Raw genomic sequence first — 25,317 nt, forward strand, 5'->3', positions numbered from 1 at the left:
ATGGCGTTAATGATATTCACAGGCTCTCCCCTAATGCTTGTACCCACCCCACAACACGCCCCACCTGCTCATCATAATCACTCATTCTATGGTCGCCCCCGTCTTGGGCGATGACGTCCGCCCCACAGCTTTCAAAAAATGCTTGGGTGGCATAAGCGTCTAACAGCTCATCACCCATTTTTAATAGCACTTTGATTTTGTGGGGATTTTTGGCGGTCAAACGGTGCTTTTCAAACCATGCCAAATCCCCATAGCGAATCTGCCAGCCCCCTGTCGTGGTGTAGATGACGGTATCGTCTGTGAGCGTTTGCCCGTCAAAATTATCCTTTAAAAATCGCTGAAAACTGACATCAGGGCGTATACTCGGATTTAACAGCACCGCAGGCGTGCCTGTCATGTCGGACAAGAGTGTGGCAAAATATCCACCTAAGGACGAGCTGACAAGCACGGCATTAGGATTTTCTTTGATTAAATTCAATAGCTTAGCCACTACGTCATCAGGTGGACAATTCAAATCAGGGCGTAGGGTATCTATGCCAAACCCTTTGGCGTGGTTGGCAGTGATGACGGCTTTGGTGGCGTTGGGGTCGGAGTCTAGTCCATGCAGGTAAATGATGGTCATGGTCGTTTTATGGGTTGTCAAATAGGTGTTATAATGGGTATCGCAAAATGGTACGATGGGCAAATATATGATAAATAAATCAAACGCCATTGTATCAATTTTTATCAATTTTCGCTATAATTAACGCTTTTTACGCCTGACATTTGCCCTTTTTTATTAGCCACACTCGCCTGCCATGCAAAACGAACTTTTTATGATAGACAACCCCTGCATTGGCGTGTGTGCCATGAATAAAAAGGGCTACTGCTGAACCGACCCCCAAATCTTAGACATAAGATTAAAGGTTAGGTTGTTGCAAGTGGTTGTATTAACCCTAATTGGACTAAGTTTCTGTACTTAACAGGACTTAGTCCTTTTAATTTGCTCTTTATTCTATCATGATTGTAGTAGTGTATGTACTCATCAATCACTTGTTTAAGTTCATCTGTTGATGTAAATGTGGTTGTCTCATAAAATATCTCTTGTTTTAGCGTACCAAAGAAGCTCTCTATCACAGCATTATCCAAACAATTGCCTTTTCTTGACATGCTTTGGGTTAAGCCTTGTTCTTTTAGGGTTTGTTGATACTGGTGCATTTGATAGTGCCAGCCTTGGTCTGAATGAATGATGGGTTTGTCATCCATCTTTTCTTGGCTTAGCTTGGATAGGGCATCATTTAACATCTCTTTGACCAACTCATACGTTGGTCTGTCCTTCATCGTATAACTGACAATCTCACCATTAAACAAGTCGATGATGGGCGATAGGTAGAGTTTTCTTTGAATGACACTGCCATCATTTGCCTTGTCTTGTACTTTAAACTCGGTGATGTCTGTTGCCCACTTTTGATTGGGTTTGTCTGCTTTAAAGTCTCTTTTGAGTATATTGTCCTGAATGGTATCTTTGCCCATTGTGCCTTTGTAAGTATTAAACTTACGTTGACGACGAACCAATGCTTTGAGTCCAAGTTTAGCCATCAGTCGTTGCACTCGTTTATGATTAATGACCATGCCTTTTTGGGCAAGCTGATTGTTAAGCTCTGATGTGATTCTACGATAACCATACCTGCCCTTGTGTTGGTGGTAGATGTGGTTAATGTGTTCTTTTAAGTCAAGGTCTTTGTCAGGCTTTGTACTTTGACGAATGTGGTAATAAAACACACTTCTTGGCAAGTTTGACACTGCCAATAAGTCAGCAAGTTTGTGCTTATGCCTTAATTCTTGGATGATCAGGACTTGTTCTTTGTTTGTACTGATTGTTCCTTTTGACGAATTAAGGCATCTAGCTTTTTTAGATAGTCATTCTCTGCTCTAAGATAGGCAAGTTCATCAAGCAAATCATCCACACTTTTTTCGTGGTCTTGTTTGGTTTTCCAAGTTGATTTGGTTTTATTAGCGTTGTGTTTGTTTGACATTGCTTTTTTGCCTTTGGGTTTGGGTATTAGTCCCATTATACCAAAGGCTTGGTAGGACTTTAACCAAGTTGACAGTAAAGAAGGTTGTGGCAGATTAAGCCTATGGCAAGTTGTGTAAGCGATTTGCCCTGTTGTATGGCTTGAACGGCATTAAGCTTAAAATCTGTGTCATAGACAGCCTTTGTGTGTCGTCTTTTTATGCCATCAATGCCATGTGCTTGATAGAGTTTAACCCATAGCTCTACGGTTGTGTGGTTTAGATTAAAGTGTTTGGCGGTTTGTTTGTAGCCATGATGATTAAGATAATACCCAATCACAGACAGTTTAAAGTCGGTTGTGTATTTTGCCATAAAAAGCACCCCAAAGGTTAGTGTGTCTAACTTTTGGGGTGCGGTTCACTGCATGGGCTGTTTTAGAAATCGCACCGAACGCCAAACATGGCACATCATCAGCGATGGCGAGCGAGCCAAGATTTTAAAAAACCTTGGCAGGCGACGTCGCAACATCCACGCCCTACTTCGTCACAAACACCGCCAAACCCCAGTCAATTATGAGTTTGATTTTTATGGGCAGTTTGAGCAGTTAAGTTTTGATTTTTAAATCAGTATCGCCCTGTGGTTTTTATTTACCTTTTTTATTTATCTTTCTTAAATTTACCTTTTGCCTTTCTCATTTATCATGACAAATAAAGAGTAGCACGCCCTATTTATCCATTTATTTACCCAGCTTATTTGCCAACGTCATACACGCCTCATAGCGTCTATTAACATTGGTGGCGTACCAGTTGGTGTTTTTGTCCTGTTTCATCTTTGTACTGCTAATCACGACCTGTGGCATGATGGCATAGGTGGGGTCTTTTTTGTATTTGGCTTTAAACAGCTCGCTAACCCCTTGATACGTGGCGGTTTGCTCAAAACTTGCTTTTTTCTCTTTTTTCAAATCACTTCTGATTTGGGCGGGAGTGAGCGGTGTTTTGGCGGTGGCGAGCAGTTTGATGAGTGCCGTCTCGGTCTGTGATTTGGCACTGCTCACCGTGCCATTAGCATACAACAGCAAATCGCCATCAATGTCAAGGCTGATTCCTGTTAGGCTTGCCACACGTTTTTGAAAAGCGGAATTTCGACTCGAATACACGCCCGAATTATAATCAGCAAAGCGATACAACGGCTTATCATAGTCCGCCTGATACATCATCAAACGATGAATGCCGTAATACAGACCGCCATACTGTCCGTACATGTCAGCACGCAGGGTGCGGTCGTTCATGTTGGCTCGGCGGTGGCGTTTGGCGTAGTTGACATGCACCTGCATGGAACCTAAGGTGGTGATGGGATTTAGGCGTTCATCAAGGCTCTCGCCTGTGAGCTTAGTGAGATTATTCACGCCACTGACTTTATAGGTGCTGGTAAAGTAGTCAAACATCTGTTGGTACAGCTCATCTAGCTCTTTTTCGGTTTTTACCTTTTTGATTTGGCTCTCAAAGCTGTCATCCTTGGTCGGGCGAGTGGCGAGCATGGTGCGAAACACGCCAGCGAGCTGCTTGCCCAGTTTGTCTTCTAGCTTATCATCGATGGCACGCAAGGACGCTTGCCCGAGATTGGCAACGGCAGGATTAGCATGGAAGTTGGACTCTTGGTCGATGACCGCAACCACGGTGCAGATGTTCTCTTTGTCCTTGTGCAATTTTAGCTCGTCAAATATCGCCCCGATGTCGCCTGCCCAACTTGCCTTATCCTGTGAACGGTTGGGTAGCACTTTGGCAATCTCATCATTTGACAGGGTAGGCGTGTCGGGCGTCTCTTGGGTGCAGGCAGTCAGCAGGATGGCACCGCCAAACAGAGCGATGTATAAGGACAGATTTTTTAATAGTGGATTTTTCATAAAGTGATAAAAAACAATGACAAGCCAAAAAAACGGCTTATTGTAGCAAAATAATGCCCCAATAAACCTTGTTCAATATTAATGCCATGTGTGATTTTTGTATCACGAACTGCTGGTTACATATTCACCACCCACCAGTCGCATGAGCCCTTCTTGTTGGGTGGTGGCGACAAGCCTGCCATCTTGCCAAAACTGCCCGTGGTTTAGCCCCTTGGCGTGACTGGTCGTGTCGCTCCACATGTCATACAGCAGCCAGTCGCTGACATCAAAGGGGCGATGAAAATGCATGCTGTGGTCAATGCTCGCCACTTGCAAACCCTTGGTCATAAAGCTAAGTCCGTGCGACATCAGCCCCGTGCCAACCAAATAAAAGTCGGACGCAAAGGCAAGCAGGGCCTGATGAATGGCGACAGGCTGGTCTTGCAATCCATTGATACGAAGCCAATTGGCTTGGCGGGGTCGCATGGGCTGTGGATGAATGGGGTCTCGGGGCGTGACAGGGCGTATCTCGACATGGCGTTTACGCAGGTAGCGGGCTTTTAGGGCGTCGGGGATTTTGCCGACATGGGCGTCTTTTAGCTCCTGCTCACTTTGCAATGTGTCAGGATGCGGATATTCGGGCATGCTCTCTTGGTAATCCAGTCCACCTTCCATGGGCGAGAATGACGCGATCATGCTAAAAATAACCTGTTCGGTCGTGCCAAGCGTGGGGTCGTCAGGGTCGTTTGGCACGTTTTGTACCGCCACGACTTGCCGAGCCGATAGGCTTTTGCCATCACGCAGACGGCGGACTTGGTAGATGACTGGCAGGCGAATGTCGCCCCCACGCAAAAAATAACCATGAAAACTGTGACAAGGCTTGTCTATCTGGAGCGTCTTTGCCCCTGCCATCATCGCTTGGGCAAGCACCTGTCCACCAAACACCCTTGCCCCCACATAGTCAAAGCTTGGTGCTGAGAACACATCGGGCGTTATCTCGGTTAGGGTCAAAGTCGTCATCAAATCACGAATCAAACTATCATCAGGCGTATTTGGCATAATCATTCCACACATCTAAAATGGCTAAGGGAAAATGGTGCTGTTTTGTATTGATAAACATCAACAAACCACACCACTTATGTCAGGCGTACAAGTATAACAAAATTTTTGTCCATTTCTAGTTAAAAATGTTAAAATACCAAGGAATATTGTCAAATCATGGCACACATTATGCTAAAACTTCCTAATATCTCTCAGATTTTTTCTAAAAAACCAAATAACAGCCCAAAATCCACCAACGAAAACCAACAAGAACCCCCCAAAAGAGCAGAGAATAAGCCATCGGCGTATCGGCACTTGTCAGGCAAAGGCTTATCCTTGGCGGTCAAGGCACAGGTTTTGGGCGAAGTGCCAGAGCTTGATGATGACATTCCCACCTTTTATGTTCTAAGAGAATATTCACGCTCTAACAGTCTGCTCGTGGACATCAAGACCCGAGAGCTGGATTTGCCATCTGCCCTTGCCAGTACGACAGTGGGCAAAGACAGCGAAAGTGCGTCAGTCATCTTTTTAAAACACCGTCACGGCTCGGACAACGTACCATCGCCACGTTTAGAGCGTTTGGTCAAAGCCTGCCTAGACGACCCCACGTTGCGTGTGCGACTCATCCCTGTGACCATCCTATGGGGGCGAGCCCCAAGTAAAGAAGACAGTCTGTTTCGCCTACTGATGGCGGACGAGTGGAACACACCAAGCATTCCCAAACAGCTCTTTAACATCAGTGTGATGGGGCGTGATACGGTCGTACAGTTCGCCAGCCCCAAAGAACTACACACGCTCATCGAAGAGACCAAGCAGGCAGGCGAGAGCGACATTAACTCTGCCATCCTAACCCAAACCATCGCCACCCGTCTCAAAGGCTTTTTGGACAAACAAAGAACGAGCATCATCGGGCCTGACTTATCCGACAAACGCAACATCACCGGCAAAATCCTAGCATCGCCCGTGGTACAGACCGCCATCGAACAAGAATCCACCACCACTGGCAAATCCATCAACGAAGTCAAAAAAGAAGCGGCAGGCTACATCGGCGAGATAACAAGCGACTACTCACACTCAGTCGTGCGGTTTTTTGACCACTTTTTGACGTGGCTTTGGGAGCGACTCTATGACGGCGTGGAAGTGCGTCATTTTGAGCGGGTGCGTAAGCTTGCCCCCGACCACCAAATCATCTATGTGCCATGCCACCGTAGCCACATGGACTACCTACTCTTGTCTTATGTCATCTACAAACGGGGCTTGCGTATCCCTTACATCGCTGCAGGGGACAACCTAAATCTACCTATCGTGGGTGAGATTCTGCGAAATGGCGGGGCATTTTTTATGCGTCGTAGCTTCAAAGGCAATGCCTTATACAGCACGGTATTTAAAGAATACCTACACACACTCATGCAACGGGCTGTCCCCATTGAGTATTTCATCGAAGGTGGTCGCTCTCGCTCAGGTCGCCTACTACCACCCAAGCTCGGCATGCTTGCCATGACCGTAGGTAGTTATCTGCGTGACCCTGCTAAGCCCGTGGTCTTTGTCCCGACCTACATCAGCTACGAGCGGATTATGGAAGGGGCGACTTATGTGGGCGAGCTCAAAGGCAAACCCAAAGAGAGCGAGAACCTACTTAGTCTCATCAAGACCGCCCAAAAGATTGAACGGGTGTTTGGCACGGTACATCTGTCCTTTGGCGAACCGCTACACCTGACCCACTTTTTGGATAAATTTAACGTCAAAACTGGCAAAGACACCCTAGCGTTAGGCCCTGACGAGCAAGCGGACAACGACAAACAAACCCACGCCATGGTTACCAACATTGGCGTCAAAATCATGCAAAACATCAACAAATCAGCGGTCGTCAATCCCGTCTCCCTACTGGCACTCGTACTACTGTCCACCCCCAAATCCGCCCTTGATGAAGCCCAAGCGATGGAACAAATCGCCCTGTATCAGCGTATCGCCCAAGCCCTGCCCTATGACAGCGACACCTTTGTCACTGACATGAACCCCAAAGACATCTTGGCGTATGGCTTACAGTTAGAACTCATCGAACGCACGCCCCATGTGCTAGGCGACATGATAAAAGTGGCGGACAAACAAGCCCCCTTGCTTAGCTACTTTAAAAACAACATTCTGCACGTCTTTATCCTAGCCAGTTTTATCGCATCACTGGTGCAACGTAACGGACGCATGTACCGTGATAAGCTAGAAAACATCAGCGAGCTTTTGTACCCCTTTTTACAAACCGAGCTGTTTTTAAAACACCCACAGCGTAGCATTAAGGATACCATTGGCGAAATTTTGGACGTGCTTATCAAAGAAAATCTGGTTGTTGAATGGGATGGCGTACTCATCAGTGCCCCCGAGACCAACTCGCCTGCCTACCAACAGCTCATCGTGCTTGCCGACCCTGCCCAACAGAGCCTAGAACGCTACTTTATGGCGTTAACCCTATTATCCGAACAAGGCACGCACCGCCTAAACACCGAGCAAGTCGTCAATCTGTGCTACTTCCTAGGGCAAAGGGTGTCTGTGCTGTATGCCGATGATTTACCTGACATGTTTGACAAGGCGTTATTTACAAGCTTCTTAGACACGCTCGTCCGCATGGATTATGTGCAGATTGAGCCTGAGACGGGCATGATTGATTTTGATGAACGCATTGACAAAATCGCCGAACATGCCAAATACGTCCTAAACCCTGACATGATTGAGCTACTGCGTCACACCGCCCGCCTAAATGACGATGAGATTGACAGCGTCATGGATGAGATGAATAAAAAGCGTAAATTTGGACGTAAATAGCCAATTTATTGATTTACAAAATATTAAAATACACACTTCAATCTCAACCTAAAATGACAACTTATTGATTATTATGAAATTATTTTTTGGATTGTAGGGGCGAATCATATTCGCCCTTGATAAATCAATCACTTGCATAAAGTTGAGAATGGGGTAATATGTTAAAATATTTTTGCTGGATAAATACATGGGGTAAATGGTAATTTGCCCCATAAAAGACACACCGATTTAAAGCGTGCTGCCTAGACATACCCCAAACCCCATTTTAAGGAAAATCCCCATGGACATGAACGCCCTACCCACCATTGACCCCACCACCCTAGGCGACAACGTCCCACGCAGGCGTGGCAAAATTGCCCCACGCCTTGCCCGTGCCTTTTTGGACAAGGCAGGCTGGCGTATCACAGGCGAGATTCCCAATGTCTCACAGGTGGTACTGCTTGCCGTTCCCCATACGTCCAACATGGACGGTGTGTACGCCATTCCCACCCTGCTGGCTCTTGATGTGGACATCAAATTACTTGGCAAAAAACAGCTTTTTAAACTCCCCATTCTGTCGCACTTTTTAAGATGGGCGGGGGTCATCGCCATTGATAGGGATAAAAAAGGCTCGGTATTACAAGCCAACATCAACCGCTTTAAAACTGGCAAACCGCTCTTTTTGGGGCTGTCGCCTGAGGGCACTCGGGGCTACACTGATGAGTGGAAAACGGGCTTTTATTATCTGGCGGTGGGGGCAGGCGTGCCCATCTTGCCTGTGGCGATGGACTATAAAACCAAAGAGGTTCGCTTTATGTCCCTGTTTTATCCCACAGGCGATATTGAGGCGGATTTGCCAAAGATTTATGCTTATTATGATGGTGTGATGGGCAGACATGCAGACAACATGTCCGGGCCATTGCAAAGGCGGTCAAAACCCTGAGTATCTGCCCCTTAGCATGCCGTCAATATGTTGGCAATACCATCAAAAAATCTCAATACCCATTCTCCCATCTGCTTTTATACCATCTGCCCTCTTTGTGATATACCATCTGCCCTCTTTGTGATACCAAAAGTGATGCCAAAACAAAACGCCCCCAACTTGGGAGCGTTTTGGTGGATATGGGGTAATACGGTTTAGATGACGTTGATGCCTTGTTGGATAAAAATAAGGGTATTTTCATTACTGCCATCCCAATAAGCATTATAACCCTCAGGAGCTTTGCTGTTATCTTGGACAAACTTGCCCAACGATCTCTTTCCGTTATCACCCAAGTCAACTGTGTCTTGGCTGGTGCCTTTGATAAACAGACCTTTATAGGACTGACCATTGATGATGGTAGCAGTATCAGCATTATTTATCACATCAGATATCTTGACATTTAATTTATGCTTGCGTCCGCCCAAGTCAATCATTTCCATGCCAGCAATGCTACTTAGATTCTGTGTAATACCCTCACCGGTCATTTCCCAAAGATCATGACCTTTGCCGCCATCAAGAGAACTTCTAAGACCATCAACAGCCCCTCCTCGGACGATGTCATCACCCTCACCCAACTTAATGGTCGTGCCTGTAAAGGATGATTTACCAACCAAGCCCACCTCTAAGATGTCATTACCACTACCCATGTCCACACTACCTACACCTGCTTGTCTGATGTAGTTAAACTTGGCATAGTCATCGCCACCACCCATGTTGATATAGCTATTATTTTGCAGATACCTCTCATTTTGTACCAACACATCATCAGCAGATCCAAAATTAAATGTCCCGGCGGAAATAACTTTATTCACGTAGACGGTATGTGGGATGTCTTGTAGATTTGTTGTTGAAGCGACGGTCGTTCCCGTCTTAGATGTGGCAGTGCTAAAATAGTCTCGACCATCCAAAGAGTCAAAATAAAAGAAATGAGACATATCCTCTTTGCCCAGTGCATTGCCAGCTTCATCAATCACACCAAGACGTGCAAGTGGCACATCTTTCCCCTGATTACCAAATATTAATGCATCTTTTCCTGTTTCTGCTAACTTTTCTCCAAAGGGTAGAGTAAACTTACCTTTATCATCAGCATAAGTACCAACATCACCTTTTGAGTAACTGCCACTGTCATCTTTATCAATATAGACAAAGCTGTTTGCTTCTGCAATGCCTGTGATTTGATTGCCCGATTCAACACTGGTGATAATAGGAGCACGCACACTTTGGTCAAGAGTCATATCAAGACTTCCTAGGGTGCTGTTACTATCATAATCCTGATTAGGCTTAACACGAGCTTCAATCTTATATGACACACCTTGCCATACATCAGGTGCTGGTTTCAGATCAAAGGTTGCTTTACCTTCATTTGGATTATTACCATCTTTCCATTTACCATTGTTTAGCCTATACTCCCACTTCGCTCCATTTGGGATGTTGGAGACAATAACTTTTGGGTTATTGGTGTACTGATCACTATTACTACCCACCTGAGGGTTCTCTGAATAACTGTCTTTGTCTAGCCCTACAACTAGCTTGTCGTTATTCTTAATCACCGAAGATGTACTGTCTGTGGTAACGGTCGCACCTTTCGCATCTGACAGGGTTACTGTAAAGCCCTCTGTTTTTTCTACCATTTTGTCATCTTTGATCTTGACCTCGATGGTCTTCTCGGTTTCACCTGGGGCAAAGGTTAGCGTGCCAGAGGTTGGCTGATCATCAGCAAAATCACTATTATCGCCTGACACAGTGACAGGATTGTCGGTAGACCCTGTTAATGTCCATTTGACGGACGACTCTTTGTCGATGCCTTCTGTACGGGTAACCTTAAAGGTTACTGTGCCACCTTCGGTAACTTCGGTTTGTTCGGTAGTGATTGCCAACTTTGAAGGTATGGTAATCTTTCTTTCGGCTATCTCTGAGACGGTCTCGCTTTGGTTACCTGCTTTATCTTTGATGAGCACATTTGCGATTAAGTTAGTACCATCTTTTGGAGCTTTGACTTTTACCTCAACTTTACCTGCTTTGATGTGTTCGTCGGTTAATTCTGTTCCTTCGTCATCATTATTGTTGATCACCACAGTATCACCTGCTTTGGCATCGCCTGGCAGTCCAACGGTAATGGTGACGTTACCACTTGCATCAACCTCATCATCTGTGATCTTGCCATCATCGTTTTTGCCTATGGTTACCTCGGGCTTGGTAGGAGCTTGAGTGTCAATGACAATGGACAGTGCTTCACTGGGTTCGCTTGTGTTGCCTGCCGAGTCTGTCACTGCTACGCTGACTGTATGGTTACCATCTGGGATGGGCTGCTTTGGTGTTAGCGTGGTGGTGCCATTGTTTTTCGTCACTTCCGCTTCGACAGGTTTGCCATCAACCATTAGCACAGGCTCACCATCAGTAGGGGTTTTTACTGTGAATGATGGTTTGTTGTTTTTGGTGTTGTTGTCTGTATCAGACACACCTGTATCTGTCTGTGCTGTCATGTCAGGGGTCGCTGGCTTGGCAGGTGCAACGGTATCTGTACCCACATTACCTGCTTTGTCTTTGGCACCGATGGTGTTGTCAGCTGGGACTTTGCCTGCTGGGATGGTGAAGACACCCTTAGCATCAGAGACGATGGGCTTATCATTAGCATCAGTGATGGGTTTGCCAGCTTTATCGGTGATGGCAGTGTTAGGATCTGTTGTGCCTGTGACTGAGCCGTCATCTTGGCGAGTGCCTTTGACAGTTGGAGCAACAGTATCCACTGTGTAAGTTTCTGTGTCTGTGGCTGTGCCTGTTTTGCCATCTTTGCTTAGGTTAACTTTGGCAGTGGCGGTTTTGTTAGCATCTGCTTTGATGTCAGCAGATGGTACTTGGGCAGTATAGTTACCGTTAGTGCCTGGGGTTGCTTTGTATGGTTTGCCATTGACTGTGACTGTAACGTCTGTGACAGTTTCGCCATTTTGTGGGGTAACTTTGACAACAACAGGAACAGTCGCTTTGTCTGCTTCGGCTTTATTGACAATGTCATCGCCTGCCACGGTGATGGTGATGTCTTTGTCAGTAGTTGTTGGGGTGAAGGTGTTGCTGGGTGCATCTACATTACCTGTACCCACATTACCTGCTTTGTCTTTGGCACCGATGGTGTTGTCAGCTGGGACTTTGCCTGCTGGGATGGTGAAGACACCCTTAGCATCAGAGACGATGGGCTTATCATTAGCATCAGTGATGGGTTTGCCAGCTTTATCGGTGATGGCAGTGTTAGGATCTGTTGTGCCTGTGACTGAGCCGTCATCTTGGCGAGTGCCTTTGACAGTTGGAGCAACAGTATCCACTGTGTAAGTTTCTGTGTCTGTGGCTGTGCCTGTTTTGCCATCTTTGCTTAGGTTAACTTTGGCAGTGGCGGTTTTGTTAGCATCTGCTTTGATGTCAGCAGATGGTACTTGGGCAGTATAGTTACCGTTAGTGCCTGGGGTTGCTTTGTATGGTTTGCCATTGACTGTGACTGTAACGTCTGTGACAGTTTCGCCATTTTGTGGGGTAACTTTGACAACAACAGGAACAGTCGCTTTGTCTGCTTCGGCTTTATTGACAATGTCATCGCCTGCCACGGTGATGGTGATGTCTTTGTCAGTAGTTGTTGGGGTGAAGGTGTTGCTGGGTGCATCTACATTACCTGTACCCACATTACCTGCTTTGTCTTTGGCACCGATGGTGTTGTCAGCTGGGACTTTGCCTGCTGGGATGGTGAAGACACCCTTAGCATCAGAGACGATGGGCTTATCATTAGCATCAGTGATGGGTTTGCCAGCTTTATCGGTGATGGCAGTGTTAGGATCTGTTGTGCCTGTGACTGAGCCGTCATCTTGGCGAGTGCCTTTGACAGTTGGAGCAACAGTATCCACTGTGTAAGTTTCTGTGTCTGTGGCTGTGCCTGTTTTGCCATCTTTGCTTAGGTTAACTTTGGCAGTGGCGGTTTTGTTAGCATCTGCTTTGATGTCAGCAGATGGTACTTGGGCAGTATAGTTACCGTTAGTGCCTGGGGTTGCTTTGTATGGTTTGCCATTGACTGTGACTGTAACGTCTGTGACAGTTTCGCCATTTTGTGGGGTAACTTTGACAACAACAGGAACAGTCGCTTTGTCTGCTTCGGCTTTATTGACAATGTCATCGCCTGCCACGGTGATGGTGATGTCTTTGTCAGTAGTTGTTGGGGTGAAGGTGTTGCTGGGTGCATCTACATTACCTGTACCCACATTACCTGCTTTGTCTTTGGCACCGATGGTGTTGTCAGCTGGGACTTTGCCTGCTGGGATGGTGAAGACACCCTTAGCATCAGAGACGATGGGCTTATCATTAGCATCAGTGATGGGTTTGCCAGCTTTATCGGTGATGGCAGTGTTAGGATCTGTTGTGCCTGTGACTGAGCCGTCATCTTGGCGAGTGCCTTTGACAGTTGGAGCAACAGTATCCACTGTGTAAGTTTCTGTGTCTGTGGCTGTGCCTGTTTTGCCATCTTTGCTTAGGTTAACTTTGGCAGTGGCGGTTTTGTTAGCATCTGCTTTGATGTCAGCAGATGGTACTTGGGCAGTATAGTTACCGTTAGTGCCTGGGGTTGCTTTGTATGGTTTGCCATTGACTGTGACTGTAACGTCTGTGACAGTTTCGCCATTTTGTGGGGTAACTTTGACAACAACAGGAACAGTCGCTTTGTCTGCTTCGGCTTTATTGACAATGTCATCGCCTGCCACGGTGATGGTGATGTCTTTGTCAGTAGTTGTTGGGGTGAAGGTGTTGCTGGGTGCATCTACATTACCTGTACCCACATTACCTGCTTTGTCTTTGGCACCGATGGTGTTGTCAGCTGGGACTTTGCCTGCTGGGATGGTGAAGACACCCTTAGCATCAGAGACGATGGGCTTATCATTAGCATCAGTGATGGGTTTGCCAGCTTTATCGGTGATGGCAGTGTTAGGATCTGTTGTGCCTGTGACTGAGCCGTCATCTTGGCGAGTGCCTTTGACAGTTGGAGCAACAGTATCCACTGTGTAAGTTTCTGTGTCTGTGGCTGTGCCTGTTTTGCCATCTTTGCTTAGGTTAACTTTGGCAGTGGCGGTTTTGTTAGCATCTGCTTTGATGTCAGCAGATGGTACTTGGGCAGTATAGTTACCGTTAGTGCCTGGGGTTGCTTTGTATGGTTTGCCATTGACTGTGACTGTAACGTCTGTGACAGTTTCGCCATTTTGTGGGGTAACTTTGACAACAACAGGAACAGTCGCTTTGTCTGCTTCGGCTTTATTGACAATGTCATCGCCTGCCACGGTGATGGTGATGTCTTTGTCAGTAGTTGTTGGGGTGAAGGTGTTGCTGGGTGCATCTGCTACTGTAGCACTAGAATCACCACTCTTACCATTATTAGTGGTTTGATTGGCAGTCACATCAGAACCATCTTTAACTTTGTCAGCAGGTAGAGTGATGGTGCCATCGTCGTTAATGACAACGTTATCATCATCTGCCGTCCAGTTGCCATCTTTATCTTTGGTCACAGTAACGGTTTGCTCTTTGTCATCTTCATCCACATAGCTGATCTCAACTTTTGTGGCATCTTTTGTTGGCTTGACTGTTACAGAGCCATCAGGATTGGCAGTCACATCAGGTTCGGCGATGCCATCTTTGGCGGTGGCATCTGCTGGGTCGCTGATGCCCACTGGCGTGGTTTGTTGTGCGGTGACTTTTGAGCCATCTTTAACTTTATCAGCTGGAATGGTGATGCTGCCATCATTACCGATGACAACTTTATCATCATTTGATGTCCATTTGCCATTGTTATCTTTGGCGATGGTGGCAGTGTTTTGCTTGCCATCTTCGTCAGTGTAATTGATGGTGACTTTATTTGCTTTATCTGATGGCGTAACTGTCACAGAGCCATCATCGTTGGCATTAATTTCTGGTGATGCAGGTTTGGCAGGTGTGGTGCCATTTTGGTTGTTAACAACCACTGGTACTTTACCACTGTCTTTGGTGCCCACAGTTTGCTCAGCAGTGGCGGTTGAGCCATCTTTAACTTTATCAGCTGGAATGGTAATGCTGCCATCATTACCGATGACAACTTTATCATCATTTGATGTCCATTTGCCATTGTTATCTTTGGCGATGGTGGCAGTGTTTTGCTTGCCATCTTCGTCAGTGTAATTGATGGTGACTTTATTTGCTTTATCTGATGGCGTAACTGTCACAGAGCCATCATCGTTGGCATTAATTTTTGGTGTGGGTGTGGCATTATTTTGAGCGGTTGCTGTACCTTTATCGCTGTCTTTGGTGCCCACAGTTTGGTTGGCAGAGACTTCTGAGCCATCTTTTACGTTATTGTCAGGCAGAATGATGCTGCCATCATTACCGATGACAACTTTATCATCATTTGATGTCCATTTGCCATTGTTATCTTTGGCGATGGTGGCAGTGTTTTGCTTGCCATCTTCGTCAGTGTAATTGATGGTGACTTTATTTGCTTTATCTGATGGCGTAACTGTCACAGAGCCATCATCGTTGGCATTAATTTTGGGTTGTGGTACGCTTGTTTTTGCTCTGTCAGATGCAGGGACACTCTCTTCACGACCTGGATCGGTTTGTGTTGCACTAACATCAGAGCCGTCTGTCACATTGTCAGATGAAATGGTTACAGTGCCTTTGTCTTTGTCTAGGCTAACACCCTTTGGCAGACTTGCATCAGCCGTCCAAGCACCTTTGTCTTTGGCGATGGTAGCAGTGTTTTGCTTGCCGTCTGCATCGGTGTAGCTTACGACAACTTTTGAGCCATTGGTAGCGTCATCGCTTGGTTTGATGACAACATTACCAGCATCATCGCCTGTCTTGATGGCCTCTACAACAGGTTTGGCAGATAAAATATCACTCACACCTTTGCTGTTATTGGTTGTACCGACATCAGTGGTCTGTTTGGCGGTTACGTTGGTCTTAGAACCTATCGTATTTACAGGAATAACAACCTTACCAGTAGCAGGGTCAATAGTAACACTGTCATCTTTATTGTTATCTATCCAGGCACCAGCTTTGCCATCGCCATTGGTGTTTTTTGTAAATTTGGCAGTAGATACCGTCTGATCTGGTTTGGTATAGGTTACTTCAAGCTCTGTTGCACTCTCATGAGGGGTAACAACAACACCACCATCCATCGTTACAACCTCTGGATTGTGTAGCGTGGCTGTGGCTTCTGTATAATGTTCTTTTTTTGCACTGATGGTAAAATCAAGAAGCTCGCCCAATTTGATGCCATTTGCCTCCAAAAGCTGGGCGGTAATATTTACCTTACCATCTTTATCTGTAAGAACTGTCTTATTATTTGCATCTTTTAGTTCGGTGCCATTGACAGAGATGATGGCTTGCGATACATTCTGACCGTTGCTGGTTACGGTAAAGTTTAGTGCTTGTGTTGCACCTTGTGCAACTGTATCACTTTGTATGTTTTCAATGTTTAGTGGTTTTTCTTGGGCAGAGGCATTAGCATTATTGTTATTGTCGTTACCTTTATCATCTCTGCCAGAGACAACAGCAGCGATACCAGCCAATCCTGCGATACCCACAAGCCATGGCATGATGCCAAAGCGACTGCCTTCTTCTGCACCAATCCACCATGGGGCAGGATAGCCTTGACCGCCTAGAGCCTGACCTTCGATGTCACCGATGACAAGCTCGGTAACATAGTCCTGAGTTAGACCGGTATCTGGCACGTAGTAGTGGTATTGACCGCTTTCGGCTTGTCCGATGAGTGCTGATTTGTCATAGTCATAGAAGTTTTCGATGATTAGGTCGGACTCTTCGGCACTCTCTTCAAAAGAGACATGCAAATCTTTACCAACACGCTTGGTGACGATGTGGTCAGGACCACGACCTGTGGCATCGTTGATAAGCTCGTAGTTGGCATTACGATTGGCTTTGATGATGGTGGGTTGACCGTCTTTGGTGATGACCTTTGCTTCGGCAATGGTCTGAACGCTGTCATTAACTTTTACACTGATAGATTTCATAAATTATCCTTATACTAAACTACATGATGATTATTGTGACACAACAACAACACGGCGATTTTTATAACGCCCCGCTTGGGTATTGTTGGTTGCAATAGGTTGAGATTCGCCATGACCGATGGTAGATAGGCGAGATTTTTCAATGCCATGATTTTTTATCAACAAATGTTTGACTGTTTTGGCACGACGTTCAGAGAGTTTTTGATTATAACTGGCAGCACCTGTTGAGTCGGTATGCCCTTCAATGGTGGCATTGGTGCTAGGATGCTGTTTTAGAAAATTGGCAACTTCGCTAAGGTCTTTTTGAAAAGATGATTTGACATGACTTTTGTCATGGTCAAATTGGATGGTTAGATTTAAAGTATCAGATTCTGTCTCATAAGACTTATCCATCTGCACCGCATAAGACGACTGATTAGGCTGCACATTAGATGACCAAACAGATGATACATAGGAAGACTGGCTAGGCTGTACGTGTGTCTCTGCCCTTACAGGAATAATTACCAAAGAAGAGGCTTGGGGGGGGGGTTACTTGTTGCTGGCTGTATTGCACCGAAGCACAGTCATCAGGCTGTGGCAGACGACTAACCTGATGAGCCTGACGGCGTACCCCTTGGATGAGTTCATGAGCCCGATTGGCATTTATCTGCACCAGATTGGCTTTATGATTATTGCCAGCTTGTACCACAAATATTGTATCTGTTTTGGGCTCAGATGGGTGTGGATGGATTGGGCGGATAAATCGTTGGTTTTTTTTGCTTGTGGGAACAGCACTGATTTGGACATTGCCTGCACATGCCACACCAGATGTATAATGTCCATCTTGCAGGCTAGTTAGATAGCGGTCATTGATGGCAATGTTGGTGCTAGACTGCTCAGAAGATTCTGCATTGGCAAGCGGTCTGATGAAAACCACACCACCAGCATTATCATGCGTGGCTAGATTGGTAAACTCATCTACCGCGCCTTGACTTGACATCTTCCATGTAACTTGATTGCCTAAACGTACATCGGCATGCGCATGAATTGCCATCATCAGTGCCGAACCGATGAAGGCTAATTTTTTTAGTTGCATGGCAACTCCTCATAAACATAAATTATGGTAACTACTTGCATAATACATTTAAAACTCATTTGGTAGTAGTCTAAAAAGTATGCTGAACTAGTTTTTTCCATTCTCCCTGAGCCTGCCTACGGGTAGGAAAACCGTTAGGTTTCCCAAGCTCGCCGCGAACGGTTTTCTTTGTAGCATACTTTTTGAACCAAGCCAACTCATTTTTGTGTGGCATGCCTGTCATGATGCTTTTTAAATTAAACGGCAATACATCAACATCACGGCAGACTTTAGGCTCACAAAATGCCTTTTAAATCATGCTCATCATCTCATTTTGTGTCAATCAAACCTATCTTAGTTGTAAAATTATGCAAAAATACTGTCAAAAATTGTCATACCGCTGACAAAAAATGTCACAGATGTACATTTTAATACAGTTAAGCGTATCATGACACTTTAATCTCATGTCAGTTATGATAAGCTTTTCCAAAATTCACACAAAAGATAAGATTGACATTCATCATGTTGCAAAAATCATGCCAAGCAAAACAGTCGGATATAAACTGCTTGGACATCAGAATTTACTTGACTTATTACAGCTGTTTGATTTTATCAACTTATATCATTATAAAAATCAATAACATACCATTTCTTCAGTTATAAATAAAAGTTAACTACCAGCAAAATGTTTATTTATTGTTCATGATTTGGCAGTATGTTTTTACATAAGTTTACTTAAAAACATACATTTCGTCACAGTTTGAGTTGTTTATTGATTTTGACTTCCTCCCCTCCCTAAAGGGAGGGGATTCCTGCTCCCAGACGGCCAAGCCCGACCGCAAGAATGTTCCGACTGGCATTGATATCTCTATCATGCCGTGTGCCACACTTTGCACAAGTCCATTCTCTTATTCGCAAACCTGCTCTACCTTTCGGACTACTGGACATATCGCCACAGCACGAGCAAGTTTGGGTAGTGTATCGTTCATTCACGATTTCAAAACGACAACCTGCGTTCTCGCACTTATAGGTCAGTTGTCGTTTCAGTTCAAACCAACCTGCATCGTAAACCGACTTGGCTAGTTTGCCTTTTTTACTGTTAAATTGGGTGGTTTTTACATCACCAACCACGATTAGGGCGTTATTCTTAACTAGCCCTGTGGTGAATTTGTGTATGAGGTCTTGGCGTGTATTTTTAATTTTGGCATGGATTGCCTTGACACGCTGTTTGTTTTTGGCACGTTGAGCGGTAGCTAATGCTTTGGCATATTTGAGCGTTTGCTTGATTTGTAGCTTGTCGCCATTTGAGGCGGTGGCACTGTCTTTTAAGCCCAAATCAATGCCAACGCTACCTTTGCCACAAGGCTGTTTTGGGTATTCTTTGACGGTAATACACGCATACCAACGATTACGGCTGTCTTGCACCAGTTCGCAGGTGTTAATTTGGTATAGGCTAAGGTTGTAGCTGTCCCATAGGTCAATGATGAGCTTTTGCCCTTTAGCTAAACTAAGCTGTAGGGTTGATTTTAATCCTTTTTTGCCTGTTTGGCGGGTAGCGATGTGTTTAATGGCGGATTGTTTAAACGGTAGCCAGCCAAGCGATTTACGCTTGGCATTGGGGTTGTTGGTTCGCCATGATAGTTTGGCTTTTTTAAATTGCTTACGGCTTTTGGCGTGGGTTTCGTTAATGGCTTGGATAGTTTGCGAGTGTAAGCCAAGTAACTCACCGCTACCTTTGGTATATTCGTTTAGGTCATAGGCGGAAAAGAATTTGCCCGTCTTTTGTAGCTGCTTGTAACTCAAGTCATTCACGTAGTTCCATACGAAATTGACCGAACCACTTAGGCGGTTAAGTTGGTCTGTGTGTTTGTCTCGTATGCGTAGCTTGAGTGTTTTCATGGGTTTGTGTATAATGAGATAGGTATATTATATATTTGGTTTAATTTTAATGTCAAATGATTTAAGACGTGGTAGGCACGTTGTTTACAATATTCATGTGCATTTGGTCTTTGTGGCTAAATACCGCAGAAAAGTATTCACTAAAGAGATTTTAGACGATATGCAAGTTATCTTTGAGAAAGTTTGTTCAAAGTTTGAGGCACAATTAGTTGAGTTTGACGGTGAGAGCGACCATGTGCATTTATTGGTGGTTTATCCGCCTAAAGTGGCTATTTCTAGTCTAGTTAATAGTCTGAAAGGTGTTTCTAGTCGGTTATTGCGTAAAAAAGAATATCCGTCTATTAAAGAGCAGTTATGGGGTGATGCGTTGTGGTCGCCTAGCTATTTTGCAGGTAGTTGTGGCGGTGCCCCAATTGAGATTATCCGCCAGTACATTGAACAGCAGAATACACCGCACTAAATACCATCTGTATGTAAGCATAGCTACGGAGTTGCCTTATATCCACCGCCTGAAGTCGGTGGTTTTACGGCAACGAAGGATAAATAATAGGGCGTACCTACCATTTGATAACATTTTTATGAAATAAGATGAAAATTTAAAACTTTTATCTATTTTTGCATGAAAAATGGCTATCCGACCACTTAATTTAAAAAGTTAAGTTAAAATCTTAAAATTTACCCAGTTAAGTGGTCGGATTGTGGCTCGAAGTCAAAATCCTTGTTGATATTTCAATATCAACGGCGAACTTTTCCTTGAAAAACGTGCGATTCCCCTGCTTTTTTAAACAGGTGTTTTCCATTGCAAATACCAAAGGTAGGCACGTCCTAAAAACAGAGAAATCATCTGCTTTAAAAAACTTAATTCATGAATGTCATCAAGCATGTTTTGACAGCAGGCAAATCAACCCCAAAAAGCAAATGAATCAGTCATAAGTCATGGAGTAAACTAAGAAAACAAATGGTATGCAGACAGATACCGCAGAAGGGATGAAATGATGGGATATAGATAGAGTTACATCAAAAAACCCTTTGAAATAAGCATTTCAAAGGGTCAGATATGGAGCTCTTGGCGAGAATTGAACTCGCGACCTCTTCCTTACCAAGGAAGTGCTCTACCCCTGAGCTACAAGAGCAAATAGTTTTGCTAATAAATGGAGCGGGTGGCGGGAATCGAACCCGCACCATCAGCTTGGAAGGCTGAGGTTCTACCACTAAACCACACCCGCATGGGTATTTGGTAGGAAAATATGGTGGTGGGGGAAGGATTCGAACCTTCGAAGCTTTCGCGACAGAGTTACAGTCTGTTGGGTTTGACCGCTCCCCAACCCCACCAAGTGGTACAGGCATGTCTTTTAATGGTCTGTTAAAAGATTAAGCCCAATAAACGGGCTTGACCTGAAAGGTTTCTTAGGAGTGGTGCCGGCTGCCGGAATCGAACTGGCGACCTACTGATTACAAGTCAGTTGCTCTACCAACTGAGCTAAGCCGGCGGTGTTTCCTAAGTGGTGCGTATGATATCATAGTTTTTGATTTGTGCAAGTATTTTTTTAAAAATTTTTAAAATTATTTTATAAGTTGTTGTTTTTTATATTAATTGATTCTTGGTGGTGGGCTTGGCATTTTTATTGTTTGACATACAAATCATTCGCACGCCTGCCGATATTTTTGTATAATGGCACAGTCCTATTTTAAAAAGAGCATAAAATGACAACAGAGATGATTTTGAGCATTTGTCTTGGCATTGGCTTGGCGGCAAGCTCGGGCTTTCGGGTGTTTGTGCCGTTGTTTGGCATGTCGCTGGCAAGCTATTTTGGCATATTACCCTTAGGCGAGAGCTGGCTGTGGCTAGGCAGTACGACTGCCTTGGTGATTTTGGTGGTGGCGAGCATCGCTGAGTCCATGTCTTATTTAGTGCCATTTGTGGATAATTTGCTTGACACTATTGCCGTACCACTGGCAGGCATGGCAGGCAGTCTGACCGACATGAGTCCTGCGATGACATGGGCGCTCGCCATCGTGGCAGGGGGCGGAGCGGCAGCGACCAAAGACCACAACCGCCGGTGCCAGAGCCGTTTCAACCGCCACGACCGCTGGTGTCGCCAACCCCGTCATCGGACTGGCAGAGACTGGCACCGCCATTGGACTGTCGGCACTTGCCATATTCGCCCCTGTATTGGCAGGGGTGGTTGCGGTCGTGGGTATTGTAGTATTTATTTGGCTTGTCGTTAAACTCAAAAACCGCCATAAGGCAAGCGAATCGGTGTGATTTGGCAAAAACCATTTGCAATTTATCCTAAATTTTTGTAAATTATCCCAAACCCACTTTTTAAGGACAAAACCATGCCTGCCTTACGAGACGACATTGACCCACAAGGACTTTTGGAATATTCGGTGGTCTATACCGACCGAGCGTTGAACCATATGTCTACCGAATTTCAAAACGTGATGAGAGACTTATCCGCCACTTTAAAAGAGCTTTATCATGCCGATGGCGTGGCGATCATCCCCGGTTCTGGCACATCAGGCATGGAAGCGGTCGCCCGTCAGCTTGCCACGGACAAAGACGTGGCGATTGTGCGAAATGGTTGGTTTAGCTATCGCTGGACGCAGATTTTGGAAAAAGGACGTATCGCCAAATCCACGCACGTTTTTACCGCCCAAATCCACGGCAATCCTGCTATATTCGCTCCTGCCGACATTAACGAAGTTACCGCCCATATCCGCCAAAACCGCCCAAGCGTGGTGTTTGCTCCCCACGTTGAGACCGCTTCTGGCATGATGTTGTCAGACGACTATATCAAGGCACTGGGGCAAGCGGTGCATGACGTGGGCGGGATTTTGGTGATTGACTGTATCGCTTCGGGCTGTGTGTGGCTTGACATGAAAGCATTGGGCATTGATGTACTGCTCTGCGCCCCACAAAAAGGCTTGTCTAGCACGCCTTGCTGTGGGCTTGTCATGATGTCCGAGCGTGCCAAAGAGCTTGTTCAGAGTACTGAATCCACAAGTTTTGCCTTAGATTTAAAGGTGTGGGCGAACATCATGACCGCCTATGAAAATGGCGGACACGCCTATCACGCCACCATGCCCACAGACGGACTAAGACAGTTAAGAGACACACTAAAAGAATGCCAAGCGATAGGATTTGACAAACTCAAATCTGCCCAAATAGAGCTTGGGCAAGCCATTTTGCAAGTCTTAAATGACAAAGGGGTCATAAGCGTGGCGGACAAAGACAGTCAAGCGGTGGGGGTAATCGTCTGCCATGCCCCAAATGATGACGTACACAAAGGCGTGGCATTTGCCAAAGTCGGTGTACAAATCGCAGGGGGCGTACCGCTACAAGTGGGCGAGCCGTCTGATTATAAGAGTTTTAGAATTGGGCTGTTTGGGCTTGATAAATTGACCGATGTATCAGGCACGGTGGCACGATTTAAACAGGCGTGTGATGACGTTTTTTGATTTTCTTTGTTAATATGAAAAGCCCAATGTGATGTTGGGCTTTTTGTTTGTCTTATGCAATTATTCGGATTTCCCCACATCATTCGCCTTAACGAGCTTATCCGCCCAATCAAACAACTCATTCAAATCATAATCCCCACCATGACCCACACCCCAAGGTAGAGCAAAATCCACGTTCTTGCCCTGATTTTGTAAGGTGGTGGCGAGTATCACAGGCACGGCAAGGGACGTGTCGTTATCCTTTGCCCCATGACGGATACGCCAATACTAGGTGGGACTTTGGGCGATATAATTCATCGCATTCATCATTTTGACGGTTTGGGTATCCGCCATGCTCCCTTGTCCGTATTTTTTGCCAAAGGCGGTAAAATGCTGATTGTTTACGGTCTTATTGCCAAACAAATTATTCTCGCCACTGCTCAAATCTATCACATCAAAAGCAGGTACGCCCTAGCCACGCCCTAGGTAAGCCAGATAACCGTCAAAATCCGCCACATAAAAAGGATTGGCAGATTTTCTTTGTGCCAAAAAGTCAAATTCGGTCAAATCCGTGTCATTTTTAAAGGCGGTATTGGCAGAGTTATTTAAATGATAAATCACTTCATCTTTAAAGGTGCCGTTGCCATGGTTATCCAATGTTAATGCTTGTCCGTTATGCCCTGTTAGTTTTAACCCATTGATATAAATGGGAAAATTGGATTTTAATTCATTTGACCAAATTTTTTGCTCGTCCGTTAGGCTTGCCTTTATGCGTTCACGTTTGACGTTATAGTCCAGCATACCCACGCTCATTTTTTGATAATCAAACATACCATTAAATTGCCATTCATACGCCATGTCGGCATTTTCAAGATTGGTAATCGGAGCATAGGCGGACACGGCAAACACGCTGTCATCAGCATTTGTAATCGCCCCTGCCTTTTGTAGCTCGGCTTGATAGTCCGTGCTACCGCCACTTGCCCCCAAAAGTAGCGACATCGCCCCGCCTGCGGACGTGCCATTGGCGATAATGCGGTCAGCTCGCCCTGCCATGAGTGCGTCATTGGCTTTTAGGTAGGCAATGGCGGATTTTAAATCCACGATGACGGACGGGGCTTTGCCCGTGTAGTTGCCGTCCGTGCCAAGCGTCCGCCCCCTAGCCCCTGCACTTGCCACGACATAGCCACGCATGAGAGCGGTGGCAACACTACTGGTTCTTACTCTACCGTCTCGCCCTGCCCTACTCTCGGCAGTCATCGGCTTGGCGGGCATATATCCGCCCACGCCATTGGGGAAAAATATCGGGGCGGTGTCTGCCGTGTAGCCGTTGATAGTATCGCCTGTAAAATACACCTCAGGGATATAGATATTCATCACTTGATAATCAGGCTCGGTGGGGTTTGCCACATAGGGAATATTTTCAAAGGCACGCACGACAAGGCTTTGCCCGTCTTGGGTAATGGTCATGGTTTCATAATTATTAGGATTAAACGTTAAAGAGCTTGGCATGGTGGTTGTGGCGGGCTTATCTATATTTGCATTTTGGGAAATGGGTGTGGTGCAAGCGGACAGACCAAATAATACAGCAAATGATAAGGCGGATAATGGGATAAATTTTGGCATGAATCGTCTCAGTAAATAATAGATAATAAGAATTGTCATTATCATATAACTTCTTCAAAACAAATAAAAGCCCATGTACAAAAATAAAAATATTAGCAAAATTTGGCAAATTATTTATTTTTATAAATTTTAGGAATGAGTGTAGTATTATTGACCAACATCAAGGCTGGCTTTGTCATTTGTGTTTATTATGTTTCAAATCCACAAAACTTTTGCTGAATTCTTACTATAACGCTCGGTTATAAATTAATTTTATTTAAATAATCAATTTTTTGCAATATACAAATTTAGCAAAGCGTTTTAATATTAAATCCATAAAAAAAATGTGTATTTAGGCGTGTTGAACTTTTATATTTGCAATGAAAAATACCTGTTTAAAAAAGCAGGGGAATCGCACGTTTTTCAAGAAAAAAACGCAGATTGATAGTCATTCTATCAAGCAAGTTTTTGACGATGAAAAACAATCCGACCACTTAATTTTAAAAAATTGAGTTAAAATCTTGAAAATTTACCCGATTAAGTGGTCGGATAGCCATTTTTCATGCAAAAGCGATTGATTTATTTTTAAAATATTTTTAATTGTAA

Annotated in this window: 18 protein-coding genes, 4 tRNA genes and 2 pseudogenes; 8 read left to right on the top strand and 16 right to left on the bottom strand. The window is 45.0% G+C overall.

The genetic code is table 11. The features are described 5' to 3' along the window. Positions 1 to 16: 16 nt before the first annotated feature. The 4 genes from AAHK14_RS02075 to AAHK14_RS02090 form a co-directional block, all read right to left on the bottom strand. Positions 17 to 622, bottom strand: coding sequence for a YqiA/YcfP family alpha/beta fold hydrolase (locus AAHK14_RS02075; RefSeq protein ID WP_065255738.1), 606 nt, complete (start codon positions 620 to 622; stop codon positions 17 to 19). Positions 623 to 906: 284 nt separating this feature from the next. Continuing rightward, the gene (locus AAHK14_RS02080; protein ID WP_115246899.1) at positions 907 to 1,857 is read right to left on the bottom strand and encodes an IS3 family transposase; all 951 of its coding nucleotides are present in this window, start codon (positions 1,855 to 1,857) and stop codon (positions 907 to 909) included. Next, positions 1,830 to 2,015, bottom strand: coding sequence for a hypothetical protein (locus AAHK14_RS02085; RefSeq protein WP_346818216.1), 186 nt, complete (start codon positions 2,013 to 2,015; stop codon positions 1,830 to 1,832). Before AAHK14_RS02085 ends, AAHK14_RS02080 begins: the two co-directional genes overlap by 28 nt. 59 nt (positions 2,016 to 2,074) lie before the next feature. Beyond that, positions 2,075 to 2,365 (bottom strand): helix-turn-helix domain-containing protein, encoded by a 291-nt coding sequence (locus AAHK14_RS02090; RefSeq protein WP_346818217.1) that lies wholly within the window; start codon positions 2,363 to 2,365, stop codon positions 2,075 to 2,077. Positions 2,366 to 2,387: 22 nt separating this feature from the next. Between AAHK14_RS02090 and AAHK14_RS02095 the strand changes: the two genes are divergently transcribed. Continuing rightward, positions 2,388 to 2,615, top strand: coding sequence for a DUF1289 domain-containing protein (locus AAHK14_RS02095; protein WP_281133745.1), 228 nt, complete (start codon positions 2,388 to 2,390; stop codon positions 2,613 to 2,615). A gap of 114 nt (positions 2,616 to 2,729) precedes the next feature. Here the strand turns inward: AAHK14_RS02095 and AAHK14_RS02100 are convergent, their stop codons facing one another. Together AAHK14_RS02100 and AAHK14_RS02105 are read right to left on the bottom strand one after the other, a co-directional pair. Continuing rightward, on the bottom strand, positions 2,730 to 3,896 hold the full coding sequence (locus AAHK14_RS02100; RefSeq protein ID WP_065256763.1) for a DUF1615 family protein: 1,167 nt from the start codon (positions 3,894 to 3,896) through the stop codon (positions 2,730 to 2,732). Between the two features lie 102 nt (positions 3,897 to 3,998). Beyond that, a complete protein-coding gene (locus tag AAHK14_RS02105) occupies positions 3,999 to 4,934 on the bottom strand; it encodes an acyl-CoA thioesterase II (protein WP_062500673.1) in 936 nt (311 codons plus the stop codon). Positions 4,935 to 5,093: 159 nt separating this feature from the next. Between AAHK14_RS02105 and plsB the strand changes: the two genes are divergently transcribed. Beyond that, positions 5,094 to 7,730 (top strand): glycerol-3-phosphate 1-O-acyltransferase PlsB, encoded by a 2,637-nt coding sequence (gene plsB, locus AAHK14_RS02110; RefSeq protein WP_227713009.1) that lies wholly within the window; start codon positions 5,094 to 5,096, stop codon positions 7,728 to 7,730. Positions 7,731 to 8,010: 280 nt separating this feature from the next. Beyond that, complete coding sequence (locus tag AAHK14_RS02115) at positions 8,011 to 8,652, top strand: lysophospholipid acyltransferase family protein (RefSeq protein ID WP_194092747.1); 642 nt, start codon at positions 8,011 to 8,013, stop codon at positions 8,650 to 8,652. A gap of 194 nt (positions 8,653 to 8,846) precedes the next feature. Here AAHK14_RS02115 and AAHK14_RS02120 read toward each other — a convergent pair whose 3' ends face one another. The 4 genes from AAHK14_RS02120 to AAHK14_RS02135 form a co-directional block, all read right to left on the bottom strand. Further along, complete coding sequence (locus tag AAHK14_RS02120) at positions 8,847 to 16,715, bottom strand: Ig-like domain-containing protein (protein WP_346818218.1); 7,869 nt, start codon at positions 16,713 to 16,715, stop codon at positions 8,847 to 8,849. 30 nt (positions 16,716 to 16,745) lie between these two features. Then, entirely contained in the window at positions 16,746 to 17,141 is a 396-nt protein-coding gene (locus tag AAHK14_RS02125; protein ID WP_194092765.1) for an OmpA family protein, read from the bottom strand. A gap of 37 nt (positions 17,142 to 17,178) precedes the next feature. Next, complete coding sequence (locus tag AAHK14_RS02130; RefSeq protein WP_194092764.1) at positions 17,179 to 17,790, bottom strand: hypothetical protein; 612 nt, start codon at positions 17,788 to 17,790, stop codon at positions 17,179 to 17,181. A 774-nt stretch (positions 17,791 to 18,564) separates the two neighbouring features. Next, positions 18,565 to 19,668 carry an RNA-guided endonuclease TnpB family protein gene (locus tag AAHK14_RS02135; protein WP_065256194.1) on the bottom strand — a complete coding sequence of 368 codons (1,104 nt, stop codon included), beginning with the start codon at positions 19,666 to 19,668 and terminating at the stop codon, positions 18,565 to 18,567. Between the two features lie 49 nt (positions 19,669 to 19,717). On the opposite strand from AAHK14_RS02135, the gene tnpA reads away from it, so the two are divergent. Next, positions 19,718 to 20,128, top strand: a complete 411-nt coding sequence (tnpA, locus tag AAHK14_RS02140) for an IS200/IS605 family transposase (protein WP_065256193.1) — start codon at positions 19,718 to 19,720, stop codon at positions 20,126 to 20,128. A gap of 598 nt (positions 20,129 to 20,726) precedes the next feature. Here tnpA and AAHK14_RS02145 read toward each other — a convergent pair. The 4 genes from AAHK14_RS02145 to AAHK14_RS02160 all read right to left on the bottom strand — a co-directional run bounded on the left by AAHK14_RS02145 (position 20,727) and on the right by AAHK14_RS02160 (position 21,158). After that, positions 20,727 to 20,801 (bottom strand) — tRNA-Thr (locus AAHK14_RS02145). Positions 20,802 to 20,820: 19 nt separating this feature from the next. Continuing rightward, positions 20,821 to 20,894: transfer RNA gene (locus AAHK14_RS02150), tRNA-Gly, on the bottom strand. Between the two features lie 22 nt (positions 20,895 to 20,916). Beyond that, positions 20,917 to 21,000, bottom strand: a tRNA-Tyr gene (locus AAHK14_RS02155). 82 nt (positions 21,001 to 21,082) lie between these two features. Then, positions 21,083 to 21,158, bottom strand: a tRNA-Thr gene (locus AAHK14_RS02160). A gap of 226 nt (positions 21,159 to 21,384) precedes the next feature. Here AAHK14_RS02160 and AAHK14_RS02165 point away from each other — a divergent pair. The 3 genes and pseudogenes from AAHK14_RS02165 to AAHK14_RS02175 all read left to right on the top strand — a co-directional run. After that, positions 21,385 to 21,651, top strand: a pseudogene (locus tag AAHK14_RS02165) (DUF4126 domain-containing protein); the annotation flags it as partial. Between the two features lie 124 nt (positions 21,652 to 21,775). Then, positions 21,776 to 21,934: pseudogene (locus tag AAHK14_RS02170) on the top strand (hypothetical protein); the annotation flags it as partial. Between the two features lie 74 nt (positions 21,935 to 22,008). After that, the gene (locus AAHK14_RS02175) at positions 22,009 to 23,130 is read left to right on the top strand and encodes an aminotransferase class V-fold PLP-dependent enzyme (protein ID WP_065255979.1); all 1,122 of its coding nucleotides are present in this window, start codon (positions 22,009 to 22,011) and stop codon (positions 23,128 to 23,130) included. Between the two features lie 60 nt (positions 23,131 to 23,190). Here the strand turns inward: AAHK14_RS02175 and AAHK14_RS02180 are convergent, their stop codons facing one another. Next, positions 23,191 to 23,343, bottom strand: a complete 153-nt coding sequence (locus AAHK14_RS02180) for a hypothetical protein (protein ID WP_227713194.1) — start codon at positions 23,341 to 23,343, stop codon at positions 23,191 to 23,193. Between the two features lie 36 nt (positions 23,344 to 23,379). On the opposite strand from AAHK14_RS02180, the gene AAHK14_RS02185 reads away from it, so the two are divergent. Further along, on the top strand, positions 23,380 to 23,595 hold the full coding sequence (locus AAHK14_RS02185; protein ID WP_227713193.1) for a hypothetical protein: 216 nt from the start codon (positions 23,380 to 23,382) through the stop codon (positions 23,593 to 23,595). Here AAHK14_RS02185 and AAHK14_RS02190 read toward each other — a convergent pair. Continuing rightward, on the bottom strand, positions 23,581 to 24,732 hold the full coding sequence (locus tag AAHK14_RS02190) for a subtype B tannase (protein ID WP_227713192.1): 1,152 nt from the start codon (positions 24,730 to 24,732) through the stop codon (positions 23,581 to 23,583). The two genes, AAHK14_RS02185 and AAHK14_RS02190, sit on opposite strands and share 15 nt — an antisense overlap. Between the last annotated feature and the right edge of the window lie 585 nt (positions 24,733 to 25,317).

Source organism: Moraxella sp. K1664 (assembly GCF_039693965.1).
Lineage (GTDB): Bacteria > Pseudomonadota > Gammaproteobacteria > Pseudomonadales > Moraxellaceae > Moraxella.

What these genes read in the sequence shown, in the direction of transcription:
- AAHK14_RS02075 (WP_065255738.1), bottom strand. Translation starts at nt 622, where the DNA reads ATGACCATCATTTACCTGCATGGACTAGACTCCGACCCCAACGCCACC.
- AAHK14_RS02085 (WP_346818216.1), bottom strand. Translation starts at nt 2,015, where the DNA reads ATGTCAAACAAACACAACGCTAATAAAACCAAATCAACTTGGAAAACC.
- AAHK14_RS02090 (WP_346818217.1), bottom strand. Translation starts at nt 2,365, where the DNA reads ATGGCAAAATACACAACCGACTTTAAACTGTCTGTGATTGGGTATTAT.
- AAHK14_RS02100 (WP_065256763.1), bottom strand. Translation starts at nt 3,896, where the DNA reads ATGAAAAATCCACTATTAAAAAATCTGTCCTTATACATCGCTCTGTTT.
- AAHK14_RS02105 (WP_062500673.1), bottom strand. Translation starts at nt 4,934, where the DNA reads ATGCCAAATACGCCTGATGATAGTTTGATTCGTGATTTGATGACGACT.
- plsB (WP_227713009.1), top strand. Translation starts at nt 5,094, where the DNA reads ATGGCACACATTATGCTAAAACTTCCTAATATCTCTCAGATTTTTTCT.
- AAHK14_RS02115 (WP_194092747.1), top strand. Translation starts at nt 8,011, where the DNA reads ATGGACATGAACGCCCTACCCACCATTGACCCCACCACCCTAGGCGAC.
- AAHK14_RS02120 (WP_346818218.1), bottom strand. Translation starts at nt 16,715, where the DNA reads ATGAAATCTATCAGTGTAAAAGTTAATGACAGCGTTCAGACCATTGCC.
- AAHK14_RS02130 (WP_194092764.1), bottom strand. Translation starts at nt 17,790, where the DNA reads ATGCAACTAAAAAAATTAGCCTTCATCGGTTCGGCACTGATGATGGCA.
- AAHK14_RS02135 (WP_065256194.1), bottom strand. Translation starts at nt 19,668, where the DNA reads ATGAAAACACTCAAGCTACGCATACGAGACAAACACACAGACCAACTT.
- tnpA (WP_065256193.1), top strand. Translation starts at nt 19,718, where the DNA reads ATGTCAAATGATTTAAGACGTGGTAGGCACGTTGTTTACAATATTCAT.
- AAHK14_RS02175 (WP_065255979.1), top strand. Translation starts at nt 22,009, where the DNA reads ATGCCTGCCTTACGAGACGACATTGACCCACAAGGACTTTTGGAATAT.
- AAHK14_RS02185 (WP_227713193.1), top strand. Translation starts at nt 23,380, where the DNA reads ATGACGGATACGCCAATACTAGGTGGGACTTTGGGCGATATAATTCAT.
- AAHK14_RS02190 (WP_227713192.1), bottom strand. Translation starts at nt 24,732, where the DNA reads ATGCCAAAATTTATCCCATTATCCGCCTTATCATTTGCTGTATTATTT.